A 22,713-nucleotide genomic window follows, 5' to 3' on the forward strand; every position below is an offset into this window, starting at 1 on the left:
CCTGCGAATAGGTCGCGGGGTTTCACTGGAGGAAGGAAGCACATGAACAAATGCTATGCACTGGTCTGGAACGTATCCCAGGGCTGCTGGAACGTCGTCAGCGAAGGCAGTCGCAGGCGCGGCAAGCCCGCCGGCGCCAAGGCGGCGATCGCCTCCGTCCTGGCCCTGCTGGGCGCCACGGCCCTGGCTCCGGCCTATGCGCTGCCAAGCGGGGGAACGGTGGTCGGCGGGAGCGCGAACGGGGAGATACACCTGTCGGGCGGCAACAGCCTGTCGGTCAACCAGAAGGTCGACAAGCTGATCGCCAACTGGGACTCCTTCAGCGTTGCCGCCGGCGAGCGGGTGATCTTCAACCAGCCGAGCAGTAGCTCGATTGCCCTGAATCGGGTGATCGGCACCAAGGCCAGCGATATCCAGGGCCGGATCGATGCCAACGGCCAGGTCTTCCTGGTCAACCCCAACGGCGTGCTCTTCGGTCGCGGCGCCCAGGTCAATGTCGGCGGCCTGGTGGCTTCCACGCTGGACATCACGGATGCCGAGTTCAACGGCAACTCCTCCAGATACCGTTTCACGGGTCCCTCTACCAACGGTGTCCTCAACCAGGGAGGCGCCATCACCGCGGCGGAAGGCGGCAGCATCGCCCTGCTCGGCGCGCAGGTCGACAACCGCGGGACGGTCCTGGCGCAGATGGGCGGTGTCGGGCTCGGCGCGGGCAGCGACCTGACGCTGAATTTCGACGGCAACAAGCTGCTCGACATCCGCGTCGACGCCGGGGTCGCCAATGCGCTGGCAAGCAACGGCGGCCTGCTCAAGGCCGACGGGGGGCGAGTCCTGATGGCGGCCAGGACCGCCAATGCGCTGCTCAACACGGTGGTGAACACCCAGGGTGCCATCGAGGCCCGCTCGCTGCGCGGCAAGAACGGGCGGATCGTGCTCGATGGCGGCCCGGACGGCAAGGTCATGGTGGGAGGCGCCTTGTCCGCCAATGCGTTGAACGGACCGGGGCACGGCGGGACGGTCGAGGTCCGGGGGCAGGCGGTGGAGGTGGCCCTGGGCACCCAGGTGAACACGCTCGCCAGCAATGGCCTCAACGGCACCTGGAAGATTGCTGCCGACAAGATCGACGTGCGCCCATCGGCGGTGTCGGATGGCGTCACCGTTCATGCCGACACCCTGTCGCGGAACCTGGCGAGCACCAATATCGAACTGGTTTCGACCAAGGGCGACCTGGACCTCGACGGCTCGGTGAGCTGGGCATCGGGCAACCGGCTGGGGCTGGGCTCCGCGGCCGACCTGACGCTGAATGGCAGGCTGAATGCCAGTGGCGCCAAGGCTGGGCTGGAGCTGAAGGCCGAAGGCGCTATCGATATCAATGACAAGATCGTTCTCGGCGGGGCTGGCAGCGCGCTGGCCATGGATGCCGGCGAAGGCCACCGGGTGAACGGCACGGCGTCGGTCTCCCTGGCCGGGGCCAACGCGACCTACGTCTCCGGCGGCTATTACTACACGGTGGTGCAGAACCTGGCGCAGTTGCAGGCGATCAACAAGAACCTGGACGGCCTGTACGTGCTCGGCGGCAATATCCTGGGCGGCAGCTATTACTGCACGGCACTGCAGTCCATCGGCGGGCCCGCCGGCGTCTTCAGCGGCACCCTGGACGGTCTCGGCAACAGCATCGGCAATCTCTCGATCAGCAACACCGGGCCGAATGTCGGGCTGTTCGCCCGCTCCTCGGGCACCCTGAGCAACCTGAAACTGAACAACCTGCGGGTATCCGATAACACCTACGGCTCCGGTCCGTCTTCGCTCGGCGCCCTGGTCGGGATCAACAGCGGGCGTATCGCCAACGTCAGCGCCAGCGGGGTCTCGGTCGTCGGCAGCCGACTGCGCTCCAACGCACTGGGCGGCCTGGTCGGGCGCAATATCAACGGGCAGATCACGAACGCATCCGTCAGCGGCGGCGTCACCGCTTATGCGGCGAGCACGGCGGTCGGCGGTCTGGTGGGGGAGAACTTCACCACCGCCTGGGGGCCGGAGGCGGTCATCGAGAACGCCCACAGCAACGTCCATGTGGCTGCACAGTCCACCGAGCGCAACAGCCTGGGCGGCGTCGGCGGCCTGGTCGGACTGAATGCGAAGGCCACGATCAGGGCGTCCGGCAGCCAGGGGAAGGTCGAGACCTACCGGCCCGGCCTGAACGTCGGCGGCCTGGTCGGCTACAACATGTTCGGCCACGTCTCCGATAGTAGCGCCAGCGGCCAGGTGGAGGCCGGCGGCGCGGGGTATACCGGCGGGCTGGTCGGCCTGAGTTCCGGCGGCGAGATATTCCGCTCGCAGGCGAGCGGGTCGGTGTACAGCAAGGGCGGCCTGGCGACCGGAGGGTTGATCGGCAAGGCAGAAGGCAACGGCATGCTCGGAAACCTGAAAGCCGGCGGCAGCGTCATGGACCAGGGGGGCGCGGATCTGGGCGGGCTGGTCGGCAACAACAGCCAGGGTGCCATCGAGACCGCCGAGGCGACGGGCAAGGTCAGCGGCGGCAGCAACAGTCGCGTCGGCGGGCTGATTGGACACAACCTCGGCGGTTCCGTCGCCCATGCGATCTCGCGCGGCGACGTGAGCGGCGGCTTCAACAGCCTGGTGGGCGGGCTCGTCGGCCACAACGGCGGCGAACTGTTCAACGTGGATGCCAGCGGCAGGGTCAGCGTCGCTGCGAGTGCGTCGGTTGGCGGCCTGGTCGGCAGCAACGCCGGTTCGATCCTGTCGGCGCGCAGCAGCAGTACCGTCAGCGGCGGCGGGCGCAGCCGCATCGGCGGCCTGGTCGGCGAGAACCAGATCCAGGGACGCATCGTTTCGTCCATGTCGGAAGGAACCGTCAGTGGCGACTACTACGTCTCCATGGGCGGGCTGGCCGGTGTCAACCTGGGATCGATCGAGTACTCCGGCGTCAGCGGCAAGATCGACTTCAAGCCTCAGTCCCATTACGGCCAGATCTACGGTGCGCAGGTCGGCGAGAACCGTGGGGTCCTGGGCGGCAACTACGTGATCGGCGAGGCGGCGCTCCTGCCGCCTGCCGGTATCGACTACGGCAACATCTGGTAAGGCCGGCAGGGGCCGCTTTCGCCTGGAGTGCGGCCCTCTTCCGCAGGCGCAATCTTGGAGAGTTCCATGAGCATGAGGTTATTTCCTGGCCGCGTTTCCCTGCGCCGCCGGCCTGGCGCGCAGGCTCGGCAGGCGCTCGTTCTCGGTCTCTGCTGCCTGACCGGCGGCCAGGCCTGGGCCCTGAACGACATCGCCCTGAACTGCTCGTTCGGCAATGGCCAGGGCATGCCCTGGCGTGTGGTGAACGAGCTGACCAGCGGCACGGCGAAAGGCACGGTGCTGTTCGCCAGGCCGGTGAGCCTGTTCCTGAGCTACAAGCCCCAGGCTTCCCAGGAGGCGCATGAGCTGGTCCTCGGGGGGAACTGGTCCGGGGTGGGCTATCCGGGGCCCTACGGCACGGTGGCGTCCGACGTCAAAGGCATCGGCTATCGGATCTCGGTGGATGCCCAGGACGGCGTCAAGCGGGTGATTCCGGTCGACAACCAGCCCCATGCGCTGGACAAGCGAGTCACGAGCTTTTCCGGAAGCACGACCAGCGACTACCTACAGGAACTGGTCCTGACGGTCGACCCCGGCGAGTTGCCTGCCGGCGACCTGAAGGTAACCAGCGTATCCGGCAGCGCCACCCTGAATCTCTGGGCGGTGGACAGGCTGAAGGGCGAAGCGTCCATCGGCAGCGTCCTGGCGGTGCCTGCGGACAACTACCCCACCGGGGTTTGCCGAAAGCCCTATTCGCTGATCGGCCCGGCCTCCATCGGGATCGGCGGCGGTCCCCCGCCGCCGCCGATCCCGAAGAAATGCAAGGTCGAGGTGGGACGGGAAATCAACGTCAAACTGGGTAGCGTCGCGTTGAAGAACTTCCCGCGGGTCAACGACACCTCCACGGAGCGTTCCTTCGATATTTCTCTCAGCGAGTGTGCGGCGCTGGCCAAGCCGGAAATCGCTTTCCGCGACAAGTATGTCTCGGCGCAGCAAGCGGACCCGACGATCCTCAGCTTGAAGAGCGGCGGCGCGGCGGGGTTCGGCATCGTCGTGAAGAACGGCCTGGACCAGCAGCGGATACGTTTCGACGGCACGCCCTACCCGATGCGGCGTGTCGGCGACAGCGCCGACCTCCCGCTGAGTGCCGCCTACATCCGTATCGGCGCGGAGGGCGAATTGAAGGCCGGGGTCGCCGACGGCGCCGCCGAGTTCACGTTTACCTTCCCCTGAGCGGCGCCGCCGTTCTTTCCCCGGCGTTTCCCGCCCCGCCTCGGGAAGCGCCGTCGGCCGCTTTCGCGCCAGCCCTTGCGAAGGCTCGGCCCCTCACCTCCAGTGGTTGCAGATCGCCGAAGGCGCTCTGCATATCGCTCCGCTGCTCGTCCTGGGTCTCGTGCGCACATGCCATTCCCGCACGCGGAATACCGATATTGCGTATGGGCGAAGGCTTTCTGAGGGATATGCAAGTTTCCTCGGTAGGATTTCGCGCAAATAAAAGAACGCTATTTTCCAGGCGATAGTTTCAGCTTGTCACGGAACTCTTTTTTCAAATTTTTTGCTGCTCTGGCTTGTCCGTTTCGTATTTCATCGTTTTTCATAAGTGTCTACGTATACGTTTTTCGGGGGCTGTTTCAAGTGTCTTTGTTGTTAGTTTGCGAGGCGAAAAAATAGTAGTTTTACTATATTAAATATCGTCGGTTTCACTAGAAAATACACATGTTCACTTTGAACCGGGGCAGTGGCGTCGGCGGATTCCGGACCGCGCTTTCCTCCTTGCCGGCCGAGCGGCGGCCGCCTGCCTGCGGCAGGCATGACCGAGACCACAGGTTTCCTGGTAACGCTTTCGCCTGCCGTGTACCGCTTAAGGAGACGCAAGGATGTCCCTACATCGCATTCGCGTAATGGTTGCGGATGATCATCCCGCCATTTCGCTGGGTATTTCCTACGAACTGAGTCAGTGCGGTTCTTTGGAGATGCTCGGTCAAGTTTCCAATTCTACCGAGTTGATCGGCCGGCTCGACGAAGGCGACTGCGATGTCGTTATCGTCGACTATACGATGCCGGGCGGGAAATATGGCGATGGACTGGCATTGTTGTCATTGCTGCGACGACGTTATCCGCATCTGCAATTGGTCGTCTTTACCATGCTGAACAATCCGGGTCTTATCCGGGCCATTCTCAAGCAGGGTATCAATTGCATCCTCAGCAAGTCCGACTCGACCAGTCACCTGCTGGCGGCGGTGAGCGCGGCCTATTCGCGAAACCAGTATTTCTCGCCGTCGATCAGGGACATCTTCGTCAACCAGGTGCTTTCCTCGCACAACGAACGGCTGACGCCCCGGGAGGCGGAAATCGTCCGTCTGTTCGGCTCCGGACTGACCATCACCGAAATCGCCGAGCGCTCGCATCGCAGCGTGCAGACCATCAGTACGCAGAAGGTCAGTGCCATGAAGAAGCTCGGCATCAAGCGCGATGCCGACCTCATCAGGTATGCGGCCGAGGGCTATTGCCGGATGCCCTGACGGATCGGCCCGCTTCACCAGGGCAGCGGCTGGTTCCGATAATCGACGAAGCGACAGGCATTCACGCCCGCGGCATCCTCCACCGCCGCGACCAGTCCGGCGGCGCTTTCCTCGACGCTCAGCGGCGCGCTGTCGCCGCCCATTTCGGTACGCACCCAGCCGGGATGCAGGAGCAACAGGCTGAACGGCAACTCCTCGAACTCGCCCTCCCAGCTGCGTACCAGGCTGTTCAGCGCCGCCTTGCTGGCGCCGTAGAGCGGCATTGTGGCCGACAGGCCCAGCGCCAGGCTGGCCATCTGCGAACTCATGAACGCCACCACGCCACCCCGGCTAACCCGCCCGGACAGTGCCCTGGCCAGGCGCAGCGGCGCGATGGCGTTGGTCAGGAACAGCTGGGCGGTCTGCTCGGCGTCGATTTCCGCCACATCCTGTTGCTGCGGGCCGTAGATGCCGGCGTTGACGATCAGGCGATCGATCCGCCGCTCGCCCAGCGCCTCGCCGATGCGTTCGGCGCAGTCGCGTTGGTTGAGGTCGCCGGTCACCGCTTGCAAGCGCTCCCCGGCTCGCTCCGCCAGTGCCTGCAGCCCGGGAGAGCCTTGCGGTCGCCGGGCGACGGCGAATACCTGTGCGCCGCGTTGCAGGAAGGCATCCGCCAGTCCCAGGCCGATGCCGCGCGAGGCGCCGACGATCAGAACGTTGTGCATGAGGTTCTCCGGGCGATAAAGCGGACAGGATACCCAAGCGCGTCCCGCTGCGGTAACCGCCGCGGCGACCGGCCGCGGCGGCCTCGACCTTACCGCATGGCGCTGCCGCCCAGGCCGGCGAGGTACAGGTCGAGCAGGCGGTCGTCGAACTCCGGCTCGCGCACGGCGCTCCCGCGCAGGTGTTCCTCGACGTTGGTGCAGTCCCAGAGATAGGTATCCTGGTACAACTCGACGGTGCTGCGGCCGGCGTACATGTTGTCGCGGAACATACTCAGCAGGGGATAGAGCGGGGCGTCGCGATTGTCTTCCCAGAGACTTACCCAGTCGTCGAACGGCATCTGCCGGAGGGGACGCCCGGCGCGTCGCCCGAGACGGTCGAAGAACTCGTCCAGGGTCAGGCAGCGCGGAATGCTCGGCACCAGGTTGAATTTCTTGCCCAGCGCCGAAGGCTGGCGGGCGATGACGCTGATCGCCTCTACCATGTAGTCCACCGTGGTCAGGCCCTCGCGCAGCTCGCGCAGGAGCGGCACGGCCCGGTACTCCAGGCAGGTCCGCGCCAGCCGGCTCCACCACTGGTAGTCGGCATGGGCGCCGGTACGGCTGTGGCAGGTGGCGTAGCCGAGGCGGAAGGTCATCAGCGGCAGGCCGCGTTCGGCGGCGAGGTCGGCGATCTTTTCCATCACCCATTTGCTGCGCACGTAGCCCATGTCGGTGACCACCGCCGGCAGGTTCTGGTCGATGTCGTCGTCCTCGCGCATCAGGCGCTTGCCGGTATGCAGGTGGCCCCAGCTGTACACCGAGATGCTCGACAGCAGCATCAGCGGCTTGCAGCGGCCGCTGGCGCAGAAGCGCAGGACCTGGCCGAGCCCCTCGACGTTGTCGCGCTTCATGTAGCTGTATGGCTGGATGAAGTTCACCGCGCTGGCGGAATGGAAGACCTGGTCGACGCTGCCGGCCAGCTCGCGGTAGGTTTCCGCCGGTAGTCCGAAACCTGGTTCTGCGAGGTCGGCGGCGTAGGCCCTGACCCGTCGCCAGTCCGACTCGGCGAGTTCGATGCGGTGCTGCCGGGCGGCCTGGCGCAGGCGTTCGAGGGCGTGGGCGTCGTTTTGCGCACGGACCGGACAATGCAGGTCGGCCTCGCGGCTGGCCAGCAGCTCGGCGAGCAGGTGGGCGCCCATCAGCCCGCTGGCGCCGGTGAGCAGGATGTGCCGTGGCGCGAGCAATTGGGCGGTGTCCATGGGCCGGCTGAAATCCACGTCGGCGGGCAGGCGCACGTCCCGTTGCAGCTCCTGGGCCGGTTCGCTGTCCAGCGCCGGCGGCGCTTCGCCGGCGCGCCGCGCCAGGCTGGCCGCCAGTTGGCGTACGCTCGGGGTGCGGTAGATGTCGTGGATGTAGGCACGGTTGCCGAAGCGTCGGCTCAGTTCGCGCACCAGGGCGGCGGCCAGCAGGGAATGGCCGCCGACCTCGAAGAAGCTGTCGTCCAGGCCGAAGTCGGTATGCCCCAGCACTTCCTGCCAGGCCAGGGCCACTTGCAGTTCGCCGGGGGTGCCGAAGCGTTGCTCGTCGAGTCGTTCCTGGCATTGTTCCTCCAGGCGTCGACGCAGGGCCTGGCGGTCGATCTTGCCGTTGACCGTGGTCGGCAGGCTGTCCAGCGACAGATAGCGGCTGGGCAGCATGTAGTCGGGCAGTTCCTGGCGCAGGGCGGTCTTGATGGCGGCGAGCACGGCCCTGGCATCGCCGCCCCGCTGGCGGGGGACCACGAAGGCGCTCAATTGCTGGCTACCGCAGCGTGGGTCGGCATGCGCCAGCACCACCGCGCCATGGATCGCCGGCTGGCGCAGCAGCGCGGCTTCGACGTCGCCGAGTTCGACGCGGTGGCCGCGGATCTTCACCTGGTCGTCCAGCCGACCGAGGAACTGCAGGCTGCCGTCGGCCAGCCAGCGGGCCTTGTCGCCGGTGCGATAGAGCCGGCGCCGCAGTGCCTGCGAGTAGTGGAAGCGCCTGGCGGTCATGTCCGGGTCGCGCAGGTATTCGCGCGCCAGGCAGACGCCCGCCAGGTTCAGCTCGCCGGGCCGGTCGCCATGGCAAGGCCGGTCGTCGGCGTCGAGAATGAATGCCTCGCAACCGTCGATGGGCGTGCCGATCGAGGCGGGCCGCCGATGAGCTTCGGCGTCGACGATGCGGCAGGTGGCGAAGACCGTGGCTTCGGTCGGGCCGTAGTAATCCACCACGGTATAGGGCAGCCCGCCGGTTGCGACCGGCGGCAGTTTTTCCCCGGCGCAGAACAGGTAGCGCAGCGCCAGCGACGGCGGAGCGGGTTGCTCCACCAGCGCAGGGACCATCACGGTAGGCGCGAAGGCATGGCTGATCCGCTGCTCGGCGAAGAATGCCAGCAGCGCCGCCGGGTCCGGGCGCACCTCGTCGGGCACCAGGTGGAGGCAGGCGCCTGCGCACAGGGTGGACCAGATTTCCCATTGGCAAACGTCGAAGCCGACGCCGGCCATCAGGGTGGTGCGGCTCCGTTGGTCCATCTCGAAGCGCCGGTTGTGCCAGTCCACGAGGTTGCTCAGGGAGCGGCTCTCGATCACCACGCCCTTGGGTTCGCCGGTGGTGCCCGAGGTGAAGATCACATACAGCGCTTCGCTGCCGTCGAGCGCCGGCCTCGGCGCGGCACCCGCCGCGCTCGTCGCGAGCACCTGTGCGATGACCTCCACCGGTTGCCCCGGCAGGTCCTCGGCCTGGGTGGCGAGGGCCACGGGGGCCTGGCACTGGCGGAGGATTTCCTGCTTGCGCCTGTCGGGTTGCCGACGGTCCACCGGTACGTAGGCCGCTGCGCACTTGGCGGCCGCCAGGATGGCGATGACCAGTTCGGCCGAGCGTTCGGCCAGCAGGGGCAGCCGCTCGCCCCGGGCGACGCCGCGCCTGGCCAGGTGGGCGGCCAGCCGGTCGCTGAGTCGGTCGAGTTCGCGGTAGCTGAACGAGCGCTCGCGATCGACGAGGGCGGGGCGTTCGGGATGGGTATCTGCGTGTTGCCTGAATAAGCCAAGAACAGAATCTTTCGACATGGCTGAGACTCCTGTCTTGCCGGTTGAAAAGACGTTATCCGTGGTTTTTCAGCGTATCGAGCGGGGACCAGGGGGAAGGCTGGCGATAGGCCTGGTCCAAGGCTAGCCCCGAGGGGAAATGCGGCAACTGCCATTTGGTACAGGGTAAGGGGGGCTCGCCGCCGGGGTCGCCAGGGGGCGCCCCGGACATTTTCGGCAGCGGGACCGGACTCAGTCCAGCTGGCCTTCCCGGTCGTCGAAGATCGCTTCTATCGCCAGTCCGAACACCCGGGCGAGCTTGAAGGCCAAGGGCAGGCTTGGGTCGTAGCGGCCGGTTTCGATGGCGTTCACCGTCTGCCGCGATACCTCCAGCTTTCCGGCCAGCTCCGCCTGTGACCAGCCGCGCTCCGCGCGCAACTCGCGAACCCGGTTCCTCATGCGTAGCGCCTCAGTCCCAGGACGCAGCCGATGGCCCAGAACGCGCCCATCAGGGGCCAGACGAAGAACATCGAGAGTTTCGGAAAGCCGGTGGTTTCGAGGAAACCGTAGGCGAAGGTGAGCAGGGCGGTGCCGACGAAGGCCAGGGCGAGGGCTTCGAGATGGATGCGCCGGGCCATTTCGTCGAGGCGCCGCAGGTAACGGATCACCACCAGCGCCAGGGCGACCATCGGTGGCACCGGCAGCAGGGCGAGGAAGACCCGGCTGGCGCCCGGTTCCGTGCCTGCCAGCAACTGGCCGCTGATCAGAACGGCAGCGGCATAGCCGACCAGCGCGAGAAGCAGTTCGAGGAAGAAACGTTTGTGGGTCATGGTTGAACCGTCCATGTAAAGGGAGCTTTACATTGGCCGGGGTGCTCTTCTTTGTCAAGCAAGCTTTACATTCTCTATGGGCTTGCCTTGGCGAGGAGACTCGGGGATGGTAGCGGGCGGTCTCTGGGAGAACGGCGAAATGGCGACGGGCGACGAATTCGACGCGCTGCTGGCGGAAGCCGGCCGCACACCGATGCGCGGCTGGGAATACGACTATGGCGGACGCATCCGCCTGGAACCGCCGCCATGGGATTTCCCGGGGCGCATGCTGGAGCGCTGCCGGGCCGCCGCCAGCCTGCTGGACATGGGCACCGGCGGCGGCGAATGGTTGAGCCGGCTGCCGTATCGTCCGCCGCTCACCGTGGCTACCGAGGGCTGGGCGCCCAACCTGGAGATTGCCCGGGGTCGCCTGGAGCCCCTGGGCATCCGCGTGGTCGAGGTGGAGGGCGCGCCGGACAACCATCGCCAGGGCCGGGAGGGCGATGGCGGCGGGGCGTTGCCGTTCGCCGATGGCACCTTCGACCTGGTCGGCAACCGCCACGAGTCCTATCTGCCATCGGAGGTCCGGCGGGTGCTGGCGCCCGGCGGCTGTTTCCTCACCCAGCAGGTGGCCGGCGACTTCAACCGCGAGTTCTATGCGTTGCTCGGCGAACCGGCGCCGACGCCGGAGGCGCCGCACTGGAACCTGGGTTTCGCCCGGGCCCAGCTGGAGGCCGCGGAGTTGCCGCCGGTGGCAGGCGGCGAAGGTTGGGAGGTGTTGCACTTCGCCGATGTCGGCGCCCTGGCCTGGTACCTGTTGAACCTGCCCTGGGTATTTCCCGGTTTTTCCTTCAGGCGCCACCGCGAGCGCCTGCGCGGCCTGCACGAGAGCGGCAAGCCGCTGGCGGTGCGGCAGTTCCTCTTCTGGCTGGAGGCGCGCAGCCCCCAGGCCGCGCGCGGCTAGAGGAAGAGTCGCTTCACCAGCTCGGTGCGGCTGCGCGCGCCGGTCTTGCGGAACAGGTTGAGCAGGTGGGTCTTCACCGTCGGCAGGCCGAGTCCGAGGCACTGCGCCAGGCATTTGTTGCTGACGCCGTCGCGCAGCAGCAGGGCGATCTCCCGTTCCCTCGGTGTCAGGCCTTGCAGGCGCTCGGCGCTGGCCGTTGGCGTGGCGCATGCCTGCGCCGCCAGCTCCATCAGGCCATGCAGGGCGCGCAACTGTCGCAGCTCCTGGTCGGAGAAGGCCCCTAGGCGGGCGTCGCGCAGCAACGACAGGGCCGCCACCGGACGCTGATGCGCATGCGCCAGCACCTCGACCACGTCGCAGATCCCGTGGCGTCGCAGGAAGCCCTGGTACAGCGCGCTGTCCTCCGCGGGCTGGCGGGCGATGCCCTGGCGCAGCGGCACCACCGGCGAAGCGCTGGCCAGGCAGTGGCGCGGCTGCAGCGGATCGTAGTCGCGGTAGTGGCGCAGGTAGTCGCGGTGCATGCCGGCCGGCATCCGCAGGAGCTGGAAATCGTGTGCGCGGCAATCCTCGTCGATGCGATAGAACACGCACAGGCTGGCCGGCACCACCTGGGTGAAGGCCTGCATGCAGCGCGGGCCGAGGTCGGGCGACAGGGTCGAAGGCATGGCGCGGGACTCCCGTGGGACGAGGCGGCGGGACGTCCACTGTCCTGCCTGCCGGGCAGAATGTCCATGCCCCGGCGCGCCGTCTTGTCTCTCTCTGCCTGGCTTGGCAGGCAGCGGCAAGAAACCCGGCAGGCTGGAGCAAGCGAGCGGGGGAGCGGCGGGTCCAGAGTATTCCCGGGTAGTAGGCGCATGCATGACGCAGCGCCGTCGCCAAGCCGAGGAGCACACATGAGTATTGCCATCGACCCGTCCGTCAGCGCTTTCTTGCGCAGTCCCCATGGCCTGCTGATCGACGGTGAGTCCGGGCCGGCGCGTTCCGGCGCCGACATGCCGCTGTACGACCCGGCGACCGGCGCCGAGCTGGCGCGCGTGGCCCGCGCCGGCGCCGAAGACGTCGACCGGGCAGTCGCTGCCGCGCGGCGCGCGTTCGAAGGCAGCTGGGCAGGCCAGCGCCCGGCCGATCGCGAGCGCCTGCTGCTGCGACTGGCGGAACGGATCGAGGCGCATGGCGAGCAACTGGCGCAGCTGGAGACCCTGAACAACGGCAAGTCGATCAACCTGTCGCGGGCCCTGGAGGTCGGCGCCTCGGTCGAGTTCATCCGCTACATGGCCGGCTGGGCGACCAAGATCGAGGGCCGCAGCCTCGACCTGTCGATCGCCGCGGTCCCAGGCGCGCGCTACCGAGCCTACACGGTGCCGGAGCCGGTGGGCGTGGTTGGAGCCATCGTGCCGTGGAATTTCCCCTTGCTGATGGCGATCTGGAAGATCGTCCCGGCCCTGGCCTGCGGCTGCACCGTAGTCCTCAAACCGGCCGACGAAACCCCGCTGACCGCCCTGCGCCTCGGCCAGTTGTGCCTGGAGGCGGGGATTCCACCAGGGGTGGTGAACATCGTCACCGGCACGGGCGCCGAGGCCGGCGCGGCACTGGCGGCGCACCCGGGCATCGATAAGCTGGCGTTCACCGGCTCGACCCCGGTGGGCAAGCTGATCGGGCATGCGGCGGTGGAGAACATGACGCGTTTTTCCCTCGAACTCGGCGGCAAATCCCCGGTGATCATCCTCGATGACACCAGCCTGGACATGGCTGCCGCCGGTTCCGCCGGCGCGATCTTCTTCAACCAGGGGCAGGTCTGCACCGCTGGTTCGCGCCTCTATGTGCAGCGCAAGCGTTTCGACCAGGTGCTGGAGCGCCTGGCGGCCATCGCCGGCGACCTGAGCATCGGCCCCGGCCTGGATCCGACCACGCAGATCAACCCGCTGGTCTCGGCCAGGCAGCAGGAGCGGGTGCTGGGGATGATCGAAAGCGGGGTGGCTGAGGGCGCCAGCGTGGTCTGCGGCGGGGCGCGCCAGGGCGAGACGGGGTTCTACGTGCAGCCGACGATCCTTGCCGACGTCACCCCGGGGATGCAGGTGGTGCGCGAGGAAATCTTCGGGCCGGTGCTGGTGGCGACGCCCTTCGACGATCTCGACGAAGCGGTGCGTCTGGCCAACGACAGCATCTACGGGCTCGGTGCGAGCATCTGGTCCAACGACCTGCGCCAGGTCATGGACCTGGTGCCCAGGATCAAGGCCGGCACGGTATGGGTGAACGCCCACAACCTGCTCGACCCGTCGATGCCGTTCGGCGGCTTCAAGCAGTCCGGCATCGGTCGCGAGATGGGCCATGCGGCGATCGAGGCGTACACCGAGAACAAGTCGGTGTGCATCGCCTACTGATATCGATGAAATCGGGGTGAGCCGATTCGTTCGGCTCTTTCGCTGCCCTCCGCGGCAGCCTTTTGTTCGACACGCTTCGCCTGCCGGCGGAGCGTACGGGACGCCGGCGCGTCCCGCAGGGCGCCTGGCGCGCCCTGGCAGGGCCTGACGCAAGAACAACAACAGCAACGCTGCCGTCGAGGATACGTCGATGTCCAACTCCAGACTCACCCAGCACCTGCTCCGCGGGCGGGTTGGTTTCCCCACCGCCCTGGCCAGTTCGGTCGGGTTGATCATGGCCAGCCCGGTGATCCTCACCGCCACCACCGGCTTCGGCCTGGGCGGCGGAACCTTCGCCGTGGCGATGCTGGTGGCGCTGCTGCTGATGCTGGCGCAGTCCACCACCTTCGCCGAGGCCGCCTGCCTGCTGCCGACCCGTGGCTCGGTCTACGACTACCTGTCGTGCGGCCTCGGGCGCTTCTTCGCGATCACCGGCACGCTGTCGGCCTACCTGATCGTCCATGTGTTCGCCGGCACCGCCGAGACCATGCTCAGCGGCACCATGGCGCTGGTCAACTTCGAGTCGCTGAATACCCTCACCGAGCCGGGCGGCGGCGCCTGGCTGGTGGGCGTCGGCATGGTGCTCTGCTTCGGCCTGCTGAATGCGCTGGGGATCACCGCCTTCGGTCGCGCCGAAGTGATCCTCACCTTCGGCATGTGGAGCACCCTGATGATCTTCGCCGTGGCCGGCCTGTTGCGCCTGCCCGCGGTGGAGTTGCAGGGCTGGTTCGGGGCCTCGATGGTCGGCGACGACCTGCCGACCCTGCTGTCGCTGGTGGGCATGGCGATGTTCATGTTCGTCGGTTGCGAATTCGTCACGCCGCTGGCGCCGGAGGTGCGCCACGCTTCGCGGACCCTGCCGCGGGCGATGGCCCTGGGGTTGGTCGGGGTGGCCTGCTGCATGTTCCTCTATGGCGCGGCGATGCGCCGGCAGGTGGAAAACCTCGACCTCGGCGGCGGCCTGCACCTGCTGGAGACGCCGATGGCGATCCCGCGATTCGCCGAGCAGGTGATGGGACCGTTCGGACGCATCTGGCTGGGCGTGGGCCTGCTGTTCGCCGGGGCCGCCACCATCAACACCCTGATGGCCGGCCTGCCGCGGATTCTCTACGGGATGGCGCTGGATGGCGCCTTGCCGAAGGCCTTCACCTACCTGCACCCGCGCTTCAAGACACCATTGCTGTGCATCGCCGTGGCAGCGGCGATTCCCTGCCTGCACGCCTGGTGGCTGGGCGGCGACAGCGAAGGGATCATCCACCTGGTCCTGGCGGCGGTCTGCGCCTGGGGCACCGCCTACCTGCTGGTGACCCTCTCCGTGGTGCTGCTGCGCATCCGTCGCCCGGACCTGCCGCGCGCCTACCGCTCGCCGCTGTTCCCGTTGCCGCAGCTGTTCTCCAGCGCCGGAATCCTGCTGGGGATGTTCTACATCACGCCGCCGGGTATGAACCCCGCCGACATCTACCTGCCGTTCGCCCTGATGCTCGGCCTGGCGGCCGCCTACGCCCTGTTCTGGACCCTGTGCGTACAGCGGGTGAATCCGTTCCGTCCGCTGGCGGTGGAAGAGGTGCTGGAGAAGGAATTCGCCGAAGAGGACCAGCAGCAGCGGGAGAAGGCGCATGTCCGCCTGGGCGCGCTGGTATGAGCGCCACTGGCGCGACTGGCGGCCAGCCGCCTATCGCCCCGGAGCCACCCTGGCCCTGGTGCGGCGCAACCTGGCTGCGTGCGACGGCGAGGCGCAGGACGGCAGGCTGTTGCTGCGTACGAAAGAGCTGAGCCTCGAGGTTCGCGAGCGGGTCCAGGCGCACCTGTTCATGCATATCGTCAGCACCGAGTTCAGCCTGTTCGTGGCGGCGCCCGGGGGGCCGCCGGCCAGCCTGGAGCTGCGTCACGCCGGTTGCTTGCGGCGTCGCGGTATCCTTTGCAAGGTGCGCAGCGGGAGCGGGCTCGAGCCGTTGCGGGAGGCCTTGCAGGGGGGCGACCGGGCCTTGCTGGAGCAGCTCATGCCGCTGGACTTCCGGAGCTTGCGCCTCTGCCGCGACGACAGGGGCTGGACCGTGAGCCTGGAACACCTGGGGGCGTGCGAGGTGGTCAACCGCTTCCCCGCCTATCGCCGCTACATCCCTCTGGTCGCCGAGCAGCGCCTGGCCCTGCTGGGCGCCTTCGCCCAATTGCAGCGCCTGCTTTCTCCCGCCTGAACGGCCCTTGCCGGCTCTCCCGGATGCGTATCCGCCGGTCCATTTGCGCTAGCTTGTGGGTATATCGATAACATGTTAATCATATCGGCAGCGCTGCGTGGCTCGGTAATTGCCGCGCCATACAACAATAACGATGGCCGTTGCCGTCAGGAGGTGCCCGGTGCATACCCTGTTTTCCGCACACAACAGCTTCGAAGCCTGGAACCAGGCGTTGCGCCAGGTCTGCGGGCGCTTCGAATCGCAGCCCGCGCTGAACCGGACGCTGTTCATCGGCGATATCTCGCGGCAGGACCTCGGCGGCCTGGAGCTGGCGCAGATCCGCACCAACGCCGGGCGCATCGCCCGCCAGGCCACCCATGCCGATCATGACGACGACCGTCACTGCTTCCTGGTCGTCCAGCGCAGCGGCCATGCGCAACTGCGCCAGGGTGGGGACAGCATAGAGCTGGCGCCAGGGGAAATGGCGCTGATGGACTCCGCGGGCGGCTGCGAGATCATTCCCCACGGACTCATCGAACACACCTCGTTCCATCTCTCCCGCGACCAGGTATGCCGGCACCTGCCGCCCAGCCAGCGGGCCTTCGGCAAACTCTCGCCGAACTGCGCCAGCGGTCGCCTGCTCGGCCTGCTGGTGCAGCAGGTGTGCGCCGGAGAACTGCAGCCGTGGGCGGTGGCGGACGAGGGCGGGGCGTTGCAGGAGGCGCTGATCGCCCTGCTCGGGCCGGCGCTACAGCACGCCGGCGAGGAATTGGAGGGACCGCTGGCCGGGCTCTATGGCTACAGTCTGCGCCGGCACGCGGAGCGTCTGATCGAGCAATCCCTGCAGGAGCCGCGCCTGAGTCCGGACATGCTCGCCGGCCGCCTGCGCATCTCGGTGCGCCAGTTGTACCGGTTGTTCGAGGAGCAGGGCGACAGCGTCTGCCGCTACATTCTCCGCCAGCGCCTCAGCCGCAGCGCCGCCGACCTCGGCAACCCACGGCTGCGCGGCGAATCGATCACCTCCATCGCCTTCAAGTGGGGTTTCAGCGACTCGGCGCATTTCAGCCGGGCGTTCAAGAAGCAGTTCGAGGTTTCGCCCAAGGACTATCGGGCCGGCGCGCTGCCGGCCTGACGCCGCCGCGCACTGCCATTCGTCCCGCCGATCCGCGCCGCTGGCGGAGCTGGCCCGGTGAATGCTTGACGCTTCACCGGAGGCACAGCAAGAATGCGGCGTGTCAGGTTGCATGAAAATAACGGCGGCGCTGTCCGGGGTACCTGCCGCGACAAGCAGCACCCGATGCCCGCACCTTTCATGTCGCCAGCGAGGCGCAGGATGTCATTGCCTTGGGGCGTGCGCCGCGTCGCTATTCACTATCAGATTTCGAGTGCCCCCCTACACCATGCGAATGCGCCTGATGCTTTTGGGCGGCGGTAATGCCCTTGGACAGGCGCTGATCCGCCTAGGGGCGGAGGAAGACATCGGTTTCCTCGCGCCCAGACCACCCGAGCAGGGCTGGGATGCCGCCAGCCTCACCACCCTGCTGGACGAAACGCGCCCCGACGCGGTGATCAACCTCGCCTTCTACCACGACTGGTTCCAGGCCGAGCAGGTCGAGGCGGAGCGCCTGGGCGCCCAGGAGCGCGCCGTCGAGCGCCTCGCGGAACTCTGCCAGCACTACGAGATCCTGCTGGTCCAGCCGTCCAGCTACCGGGTCTTCGACGGCGCCCGCGCCACCGCCTACAGCGAGAAGGACGAGACCCTTCCGCTGGGCCTGCGTGGCCAGGCGCTCTGGCGCATGGAGCAGAGCGTGCGCGCGGCCTGCCCGCGACATGTGCTGATCCGCTTCGGCTGGCTGCTGGACGAAAGCCCGAACGGCTTGCTGGGACGTTTCCTCAGCCGCGCCGAACAACCGCAGCCGCTGTTCCTCGCCGACGACCGGCGCGGCAACCCGACGCCGGTGGACGACGCCGCGCGGGTGGTGCTCTCGGTGCTCAAGCAGCTCGACTGCCAGGCGCCGCTGTGGGGCACCTACCACTACGGCGGACTGGAAGCGACCACCACCCTGGCGCTGGGGCAGGTGATCCTCAACGAGGCGCGTACCTATCGCTCCAACCTGATCCAGGAGCCTTCGGCGGAGGCCCATGCCGCGCGCCCGGACGCGCTCGACGAACCGCAGCACGCGGTGATGGTCTGCAAGAAGATCCTCCACACCTTCGGCATCAAGCCGCGCGCCTGGCGCGCAGGTTTGCCGGCTCTATTGGACAGGTACTACAGGCATGTTTGAACGCCCCATCCTGATCACCGGCGGCGCCGGTTTCATCGGCTCCCACCTGACCGACGCGCTGCTGGCGCGCGGCTACCGCGTGCGTGTGCTGGACAACCTGTCCACCGGCAAGCGCGACAACCTGCCCCTGGACGACGAACGGGTCGAGCTGCTCGAAGGCGACGCCGCCGACGCGGCGACCCTGGCGGCCGCCCTGAAGGGCTGCGCGGCGGTCGCCCACCTGGCCGCGGTCGCCTCGGTACAGGCCTCGGTGGACGACCCGGTCGCCACCCACCAGAGCAATTTCATCGCCACCCTGAACCTCTGCGAAGCGATGCGCGAGCAGGGCGTGAAGCGCGTGGTGTTCGCTTCCAGCGCAGCGGTCTACGGGCAGAACGGCGAAGGCACGGCGATCGACGAAGACACCCCGAAGTCGCCGCTGACGCCCTACGCGTCGGACAAGCTGGCCAGCGAGTACTACCTCGATTTCTATCGCCGCCAGCATGGGCTGGAGCCGGCGATCTTCCGCTTCTTCAACGTCTACGGGCCGCGCCAGGACCCGTCCTCGCCCTATTCCGGGGTGATCAGCATATTCACCGAGCGCGCCCTGAAGGGGACGCCGATCACCGTGTTCGGCGACGGCGAGCAGACCCGCGACTTCATCTACGTCGCCGACCTGGTCGATTTCCTGGTCCAGGCGCTGGAGGCGACGGCAGTGGAGCCCGGGGCGGTGAACGTCGGCCTGAATCGCAGCATCAGCCTGAAGCAGTTGCTGGCAGAGATCGGCCAGGTGCTCGGTGGCCTGCCGCCGGTGACCCACGCCGACGCGCGAGCCGGTGACATCAGGCATTCGCGGGCGAACAACGAGCGCCTGCTGCGGCGTTTCCGCTTCGACCAGCCGACGCCGATGGGCGTGGGCCTGGCGCGCCTGCTCGGCCGCTGATCACCACCAGGGCTTGTTCAGCGCCAGGTAGAAGATCCCGCCCAGCAGGGCGAGGCTGAGGACGCTGAGCAGGCCCTTGCCGGGGCCCCGCGCCATCCGCAGGGCGAACGCCGCGCAGATGATGTAGCCCAGCAACAGCCCCAGCTTCGCCAGCAGCCAGAGCGGTAGCGGCCAGGGCATCGCCAGGTGCACCAGGCCGAGCGCGGTGAGCAGCAGCAGGGTGTCCACCAGGTGCGGTCCCCAGCGGCGGATGCCGCTGGCCTTGCGCCCCGACCAGTTCCAGGCCAGGCGCCAGACGAACAGGGCGGCGCTGCTGAGGGCGAAGGTGATGTGCAGGGTCTTCAGCCAGAGGTACATGGGCCCGTTTCCGCAGGATGAGAAAAGGCGCCCGAAGGCGCCTTTTTCCGTTGGGGGCGCAAGCCCCGCGACAGTCTACGACTCAGAACTTGTAGCCGAAACCGATCATGTAGACCCACGGATCGACGTCCACGTCGACCTTGGTCTTGTTCACGCCCAGGGCGCTCGGGCCGTTGATGCTGGCCTTGGTGTCGATGTCCATGTACCAGACGGCCATGTTGAACAGCGCGTGCTCGTTGAGCATGTAGTCGAAGCCCAGTTCGCCGGCCAGGCCCCAGGAGTCCTGCAGCTTCATGCTGCTGAAACCCTGCGCCTTGCGGTTGCTGGCGAGGTCTTCGTCGAAGAAGGTGGTGTAGTTCACGCCCAGGCCGCCGTAAGGCTGGAAGGCGCTGTTGGTACCGCCCATGGGGTAGTACTGGAGCAGCAGGGTCGGCGGCAGTTGCTTGATGTCGGCCAGCTTGCCGTCCAGGCCCGGGCCGAGGCCCTTGACGTCGACCTGGTGGTTGAACGGAGTGGCGGCGACCAGTTCCACGCCCCACTTGTCGGCAAACATGTAGGTGAAGGTCAGGCCGAGCTGGGTGTCGCTGTCGACGGTCGCCTTGGTACCGCGCTGCTTGGCGCCGTCCAGCTTGATGTCGGAACTGCTGTCGTCGGGATCGACGGTGGCGAAGCCGCCACGGATGATGAAGTCACCGGCCTTGTGTCCTTGAATATCCGCAGCGGCGAACGGGGAGGCGACGGTGAGGGCCAGCAGGGAAGCGGTAAGCCAGGACTTACGCATGATGAGCTCCATTCCTTGTATTAGAAAGTGTTGGTGCTGCTAATGGTCAGCCAGCTAACAGTTGCCTTCCTTGACACAGCTCAATCAATCCTAGGAGCAAATGTGACCGCCGCAACGTAAACGGCGCGGCGGATTGTCGCATGTCGTTCAGCTACCTTCGTATTCGTAGGGCGTCACCTTGCTCGCCTGCATGCGGTAGCCGGCCGCCGCCAGCTCGCTGCTGGCGTTCTCCACCTTGAAGGTGCCCTCGACCCAGAACGGCTGGTACAACTCGTCCATCTGCACGCCCTTGGCGGTCTTCACGTAGACGATCTGGTTCGACGGCGGCGGCGGTACGTGGATGCAGGCGCCGTAGTAGGGCACCAGGAGGAACTCGGTGACCAGCCCGGCCTCGCTGATTTCCAGCGGCACGATGTAGCCCGGCAGCTTGGCCTCGATGCCGTCCAGTGCCTTCACCACCGGGGCGTTGGGGCTCTGCTGGCTGGCCGCCGGGCCGGCTTCGCTGAGGGCGTTGGCGAGGTCGTGGATCGGCAGCGGCGCCGGGGCGGGCGGGGCGCCGGCCGGGATCAGTTGCGACCAGGTCAGTTCGCGCGGCGCGGCGCGCGCCACGGCACTGCCCAGGAGCAGGGCGAAAGCCAGCAGGAGGACGGTCAGGGAGCGCAGCATCGGGGAATATCTCCGGGTCATAGGCGGATCGACAGGCCATCGGCCAGGGACTGGCGGTAGGCGCGCCAGGCCGGCACGCAGCCGATCAGCACGGCGGCCGCCAGGATAGCCCCGAGCAGGCTCCACTCATAGTCGCTCGGCCAGGCCAGCGGCAGGTAGATGCCGTAGTTGGCCTGGACGTAGCCCTGGCTGGCGGCGATGCCGAGGTAGAGCAGGCCGAGGCCGAGGGCGACGCCGGCCAGCGCCAGGCTGAAGGCCTCGGCCAGCAGCAGGCCGAAGATGTGCCAGGGGCGCGCGCCCACCGAGCGCAGGATGGCCATCTCCCGGCGGCGCTCGTTGAGGCTGGTGAGGATCGCCGTGAGCATGCCGATCAGGCCGGTGAGGACGACGAACAGCGAGACCACGAACAGTGCCTTCTCGGCGGTGCCCATCAGGCCCCACAGTTCCTGCAGGGCGACACCGGGGAGGATCGCCATCAGCGGTTCGCCGGGATAGTCGTTGACCTCGCGTTGCAGGGCGAAGGTCGCCACCTTGCTCTTCAGGCCGACCAGGAACGCGGTGATCGCCTGTGGTTGCAGGTCCATGTGCCGCGCCTGTTCGGCACTGACGCGCCCGGCGCCCATCGCCGGCACCCCGTTGCGCCAGTCGACGTGCAGCGCCTCCATGCCGGCGAGGGATATGTGCAGGGTGCGGTCCACCGGGGTACCGGTGCGCTGGAGGATGCCGACCACGGTGAACGGCTTGTCGTCGTGCTTGACCAGGCTCACCGTGCTCACCCCATGGGCCAGCACGATCTTCTCGCCGAGCCTGTAGTGCAGGGCTTCGGCCACCTCGGCGCCGAGCACCACGTCGAACAGGTCCTGGCCGAAGGCGCGGCCCTCGGCCAGTTGCAGGTCCTGGCCGCGGCCGTAGCGGTAGTGCTCGAAATAGCCGGCATCGGTGCCCATTACCCGGTAGCCGCGGTGCGAGTCGCCGAGGGAGATCGGGATCGCCCACTTCACCCGCGGGTTTTCGGCGAAGTGCCGGTAGCTGTCCCAGCGGATGTTGTTGGTCGCGTTGCCGATGCGGAATACCGAGTAGAGCAGCAGGTTCACCGAGCCGGAGCGCGCGCCGACGATCAGGTCGGTTCCGGAAATGGTACTGGCGAAGCTGGCCTTGGCCTCGGTGCGGACCCGCTCCACCGCCAGCAGCAGGCAGGCGGAGAGGGCGATGGCGAAGATCGTCAGCAGGGCGGTGAAACGGCGGTTGGCCAGGCTGGCCAGTGCCAGTCGGAAGAGATACATGCTCAGAGTCCTGCCGGCCGGGCGGCGCGGTTGAGATCGGAAAGGGACAGGCTGCGGTCGAACAGCCCGGCCAGGCTCTGGTCGTGGCTGACGAACAGCAGGCTGGCGCCGGCCTCGCGGCATTCGGCGAAGAGCAACTGGAGAAACGCCTCGCGGCTGTCGGCGTCGAGCGCCGAGGTCGGCTCGTCGGCGATCACCAGCTCCGGCTGGCCGATCAGCGCGCGGGCGGCGGCGACCCGCTGCTGCTGGCCGATGGACAGGCTGTCGGCGCGGCGTTCGTGCAGTTCGCCGCCGAGGCCGAGCTGGCCGAGCAGATGGCTGGCGGCCTGCGCCGGGCTACCGTGGCGTTCGCGGGCGCGCTGACGGCGCAACGCGGAAAAGTGACAGGGCAGCTCGACGTTCTCGCGTACCGAGAGGAATGGCAGCAGGTTGAACTGCTGGAAGATGTAGCCGGTGTGGTCGACGCGGAAATGGTCGCGGCGCGCGGCGGACAGCTTTTCCAGGTCCTCGCCGAGCAGGCGGATGCTGCCGCGGCCGGGCTTCTGCACGCCGCCGAGGAGGCCGAGCAGGGTGGTCTTGCCGCTGCCGGAAGGCCCCTTGAGGAACAGGCTCTCGCCGCGTTCGAGATGGAAGCTGGGAATGTCCAGCAACTCCGCCTGGCCGGGCCAGGCGAAGCCGAGGTTGGTCAGGGTGATCAGTGCGCTCATGGGGGTAGGGGCGGAACG

Annotated in this window: 20 protein-coding genes; 10 read left to right on the forward strand and 10 right to left on the reverse strand. The window is 67.4% G+C overall.

Going from position 1 to position 22,713, the window contains the following annotated elements; translation table 11 throughout:
* Positions 1 to 42: 42 nt before the first annotated feature.
* From AC4OR5_RS26160 to AC4OR5_RS26170, 3 genes are all read left to right on the forward strand, one after another.
* Complete coding sequence (locus AC4OR5_RS26160) at positions 43 to 3,099, forward strand: two-partner secretion domain-containing protein (protein ID WP_058160159.1); 3,057 nt, start codon at positions 43 to 45, stop codon at positions 3,097 to 3,099.
* A 66-nt stretch (positions 3,100 to 3,165) separates the two neighbouring features.
* A complete protein-coding gene (locus AC4OR5_RS26165) occupies positions 3,166 to 4,311 on the forward strand; it encodes a fimbrial protein (RefSeq protein ID WP_015502353.1) in 1,146 nt (381 codons plus the stop codon).
* A 644-nt stretch (positions 4,312 to 4,955) separates the two neighbouring features.
* A complete protein-coding gene (locus AC4OR5_RS26170) occupies positions 4,956 to 5,600 on the forward strand; it encodes a response regulator (RefSeq protein WP_003093364.1) in 645 nt (214 codons plus the stop codon).
* 14 nt (positions 5,601 to 5,614) lie between these two features.
* On the opposite strand, the gene AC4OR5_RS26175 is transcribed toward AC4OR5_RS26170, so the two are convergent.
* The 4 genes from AC4OR5_RS26175 to AC4OR5_RS26190 all read right to left on the reverse strand — a co-directional run bounded on the left by AC4OR5_RS26175 (position 5,615) and on the right by AC4OR5_RS26190 (position 10,157).
* Positions 5,615 to 6,304 carry an SDR family oxidoreductase gene (locus AC4OR5_RS26175; protein WP_003093362.1) on the reverse strand — a complete coding sequence of 230 codons (690 nt, stop codon included), beginning with the start codon at positions 6,302 to 6,304 and terminating at the stop codon, positions 5,615 to 5,617.
* Positions 6,305 to 6,393: 89 nt separating this feature from the next.
* A complete protein-coding gene (locus AC4OR5_RS26180) occupies positions 6,394 to 9,369 on the reverse strand; it encodes a non-ribosomal peptide synthetase (protein ID WP_003137623.1) in 2,976 nt (991 codons plus the stop codon).
* 210 nt (positions 9,370 to 9,579) lie between these two features.
* The gene (locus AC4OR5_RS26185) at positions 9,580 to 9,786 is read right to left on the reverse strand and encodes a helix-turn-helix transcriptional regulator (RefSeq protein WP_003093358.1); all 207 of its coding nucleotides are present in this window, start codon (positions 9,784 to 9,786) and stop codon (positions 9,580 to 9,582) included.
* The gene (locus tag AC4OR5_RS26190; RefSeq protein WP_023092424.1) at positions 9,783 to 10,157 is read right to left on the reverse strand and encodes a hypothetical protein; all 375 of its coding nucleotides are present in this window, start codon (positions 10,155 to 10,157) and stop codon (positions 9,783 to 9,785) included. Before AC4OR5_RS26190 ends, AC4OR5_RS26185 begins: the two co-directional genes overlap by 4 nt.
* Before the next feature lie 106 nt (positions 10,158 to 10,263).
* Here AC4OR5_RS26190 and AC4OR5_RS26195 point away from each other — a divergent pair, with 106 nt between their 5' ends.
* Complete coding sequence (locus AC4OR5_RS26195) at positions 10,264 to 11,100, forward strand: class I SAM-dependent methyltransferase (RefSeq protein ID WP_003113041.1); 837 nt, start codon at positions 10,264 to 10,266, stop codon at positions 11,098 to 11,100.
* Here AC4OR5_RS26195 and AC4OR5_RS26200 read toward each other — a convergent pair.
* Positions 11,097 to 11,765: a helix-turn-helix transcriptional regulator gene (locus tag AC4OR5_RS26200; RefSeq protein ID WP_003113042.1), complete on the reverse strand. Its 669-nt coding sequence runs from the start codon at positions 11,763 to 11,765 to the stop codon at positions 11,097 to 11,099. The two genes, AC4OR5_RS26195 and AC4OR5_RS26200, sit on opposite strands and share 4 nt — an antisense overlap.
* Positions 11,766 to 11,993: 228 nt before the next feature.
* Here AC4OR5_RS26200 and AC4OR5_RS26205 point away from each other — a divergent pair, with 228 nt between their 5' ends.
* The 6 genes from AC4OR5_RS26205 to AC4OR5_RS26230 all read left to right on the forward strand — a co-directional run bounded on the left by AC4OR5_RS26205 (position 11,994) and on the right by AC4OR5_RS26230 (position 18,901).
* Positions 11,994 to 13,481, forward strand: a complete 1,488-nt coding sequence (locus AC4OR5_RS26205) for an aldehyde dehydrogenase family protein (protein WP_003161702.1) — start codon at positions 11,994 to 11,996, stop codon at positions 13,479 to 13,481.
* A gap of 190 nt (positions 13,482 to 13,671) precedes the next feature.
* Complete coding sequence (locus AC4OR5_RS26210) at positions 13,672 to 15,162, forward strand: APC family permease (RefSeq protein WP_003093348.1); 1,491 nt, start codon at positions 13,672 to 13,674, stop codon at positions 15,160 to 15,162.
* Complete coding sequence (locus AC4OR5_RS26215; protein WP_003132379.1) at positions 15,137 to 15,715, forward strand: DUF3156 family protein; 579 nt, start codon at positions 15,137 to 15,139, stop codon at positions 15,713 to 15,715. Before AC4OR5_RS26210 ends, AC4OR5_RS26215 begins: the two co-directional genes overlap by 26 nt.
* 160 nt (positions 15,716 to 15,875) lie before the next feature.
* On the forward strand, positions 15,876 to 16,826 hold the full coding sequence (gene feaR, locus AC4OR5_RS26220) for a transcriptional regulator FeaR (protein WP_079992409.1): 951 nt from the start codon (positions 15,876 to 15,878) through the stop codon (positions 16,824 to 16,826).
* A 268-nt stretch (positions 16,827 to 17,094) separates the two neighbouring features.
* Positions 17,095 to 17,979 carry a dTDP-4-dehydrorhamnose reductase gene (locus tag AC4OR5_RS26225; protein ID WP_003113045.1) on the forward strand — a complete coding sequence of 295 codons (885 nt, stop codon included), beginning with the start codon at positions 17,095 to 17,097 and terminating at the stop codon, positions 17,977 to 17,979.
* Positions 17,972 to 18,901, forward strand: a complete 930-nt coding sequence (locus AC4OR5_RS26230) for an NAD-dependent epimerase/dehydratase family protein (protein ID WP_003093339.1) — start codon at positions 17,972 to 17,974, stop codon at positions 18,899 to 18,901. Before AC4OR5_RS26225 ends, AC4OR5_RS26230 begins: the two co-directional genes overlap by 8 nt.
* Here the strand turns inward: AC4OR5_RS26230 and AC4OR5_RS26235 are convergent, their stop codons facing one another.
* From AC4OR5_RS26235 to AC4OR5_RS26255, 5 genes are all read right to left on the reverse strand, one after another.
* A complete protein-coding gene (locus AC4OR5_RS26235; protein WP_031638621.1) occupies positions 18,902 to 19,258 on the reverse strand; it encodes a SirB2 family protein in 357 nt (118 codons plus the stop codon).
* Between the two features lie 82 nt (positions 19,259 to 19,340).
* Positions 19,341 to 20,039 carry an outer membrane protein OprG gene (gene oprG, locus AC4OR5_RS26240; protein ID WP_003093337.1) on the reverse strand — a complete coding sequence of 233 codons (699 nt, stop codon included), beginning with the start codon at positions 20,037 to 20,039 and terminating at the stop codon, positions 19,341 to 19,343.
* Between the two features lie 147 nt (positions 20,040 to 20,186).
* The gene (locus AC4OR5_RS26245) at positions 20,187 to 20,705 is read right to left on the reverse strand and encodes a DUF3299 domain-containing protein (protein WP_003137628.1); all 519 of its coding nucleotides are present in this window, start codon (positions 20,703 to 20,705) and stop codon (positions 20,187 to 20,189) included.
* A gap of 17 nt (positions 20,706 to 20,722) precedes the next feature.
* Positions 20,723 to 21,988 carry an ABC transporter permease gene (locus tag AC4OR5_RS26250; RefSeq protein WP_034016664.1) on the reverse strand — a complete coding sequence of 422 codons (1,266 nt, stop codon included), beginning with the start codon at positions 21,986 to 21,988 and terminating at the stop codon, positions 20,723 to 20,725.
* Positions 21,989 to 21,990: 2 nt separating this feature from the next.
* A complete protein-coding gene (locus AC4OR5_RS26255) occupies positions 21,991 to 22,695 on the reverse strand; it encodes an ABC transporter ATP-binding protein (protein WP_003093325.1) in 705 nt (234 codons plus the stop codon).
* Positions 22,696 to 22,713: the final 18 nt, after the last annotated feature.

It is taken from the genome of Pseudomonas sp. YA1 (assembly GCF_058680555.1).

Excerpts from the sequence above, each read along its gene's own strand:
- AC4OR5_RS26160 (WP_058160159.1), top strand. The coding sequence starts at position 43 with ATGAACAAATGCTATGCACTGGTCTGGAACGTATCCCAGGGCTGCTGG.
- AC4OR5_RS26165 (WP_015502353.1), top strand. The coding sequence starts at position 3,166 with ATGAGCATGAGGTTATTTCCTGGCCGCGTTTCCCTGCGCCGCCGGCCT.
- AC4OR5_RS26170 (WP_003093364.1), top strand. The coding sequence starts at position 4,956 with ATGTCCCTACATCGCATTCGCGTAATGGTTGCGGATGATCATCCCGCC.
- AC4OR5_RS26175 (WP_003093362.1), bottom strand. The coding sequence starts at position 6,304 with ATGCACAACGTTCTGATCGTCGGCGCCTCGCGCGGCATCGGCCTGGGA.
- AC4OR5_RS26180 (WP_003137623.1), bottom strand. The coding sequence starts at position 9,369 with ATGTCGAAAGATTCTGTTCTTGGCTTATTCAGGCAACACGCAGATACC.
- AC4OR5_RS26185 (WP_003093358.1), bottom strand. The coding sequence starts at position 9,786 with ATGAGGAACCGGGTTCGCGAGTTGCGCGCGGAGCGCGGCTGGTCACAG.
- AC4OR5_RS26190 (WP_023092424.1), bottom strand. The coding sequence starts at position 10,157 with ATGACCCACAAACGTTTCTTCCTCGAACTGCTTCTCGCGCTGGTCGGC.
- AC4OR5_RS26195 (WP_003113041.1), top strand. The coding sequence starts at position 10,264 with ATGGTAGCGGGCGGTCTCTGGGAGAACGGCGAAATGGCGACGGGCGAC.
- AC4OR5_RS26200 (WP_003113042.1), bottom strand. The coding sequence starts at position 11,765 with ATGCCTTCGACCCTGTCGCCCGACCTCGGCCCGCGCTGCATGCAGGCC.
- AC4OR5_RS26205 (WP_003161702.1), top strand. The coding sequence starts at position 11,994 with ATGAGTATTGCCATCGACCCGTCCGTCAGCGCTTTCTTGCGCAGTCCC.
- AC4OR5_RS26210 (WP_003093348.1), top strand. The coding sequence starts at position 13,672 with ATGTCCAACTCCAGACTCACCCAGCACCTGCTCCGCGGGCGGGTTGGT.
- AC4OR5_RS26215 (WP_003132379.1), top strand. The coding sequence starts at position 15,137 with ATGTCCGCCTGGGCGCGCTGGTATGAGCGCCACTGGCGCGACTGGCGG.
- AC4OR5_RS26225 (WP_003113045.1), top strand. The coding sequence starts at position 17,095 with ATGCGAATGCGCCTGATGCTTTTGGGCGGCGGTAATGCCCTTGGACAG.
- AC4OR5_RS26230 (WP_003093339.1), top strand. The coding sequence starts at position 17,972 with ATGTTTGAACGCCCCATCCTGATCACCGGCGGCGCCGGTTTCATCGGC.
- AC4OR5_RS26235 (WP_031638621.1), bottom strand. The coding sequence starts at position 19,258 with ATGTACCTCTGGCTGAAGACCCTGCACATCACCTTCGCCCTCAGCAGC.
- oprG (WP_003093337.1), bottom strand. The coding sequence starts at position 20,039 with ATGCGTAAGTCCTGGCTTACCGCTTCCCTGCTGGCCCTCACCGTCGCC.
- AC4OR5_RS26245 (WP_003137628.1), bottom strand. The coding sequence starts at position 20,705 with ATGCTGCGCTCCCTGACCGTCCTCCTGCTGGCTTTCGCCCTGCTCCTG.
- AC4OR5_RS26250 (WP_034016664.1), bottom strand. The coding sequence starts at position 21,988 with ATGTATCTCTTCCGACTGGCACTGGCCAGCCTGGCCAACCGCCGTTTC.
- AC4OR5_RS26255 (WP_003093325.1), bottom strand. The coding sequence starts at position 22,695 with ATGAGCGCACTGATCACCCTGACCAACCTCGGCTTCGCCTGGCCCGGC.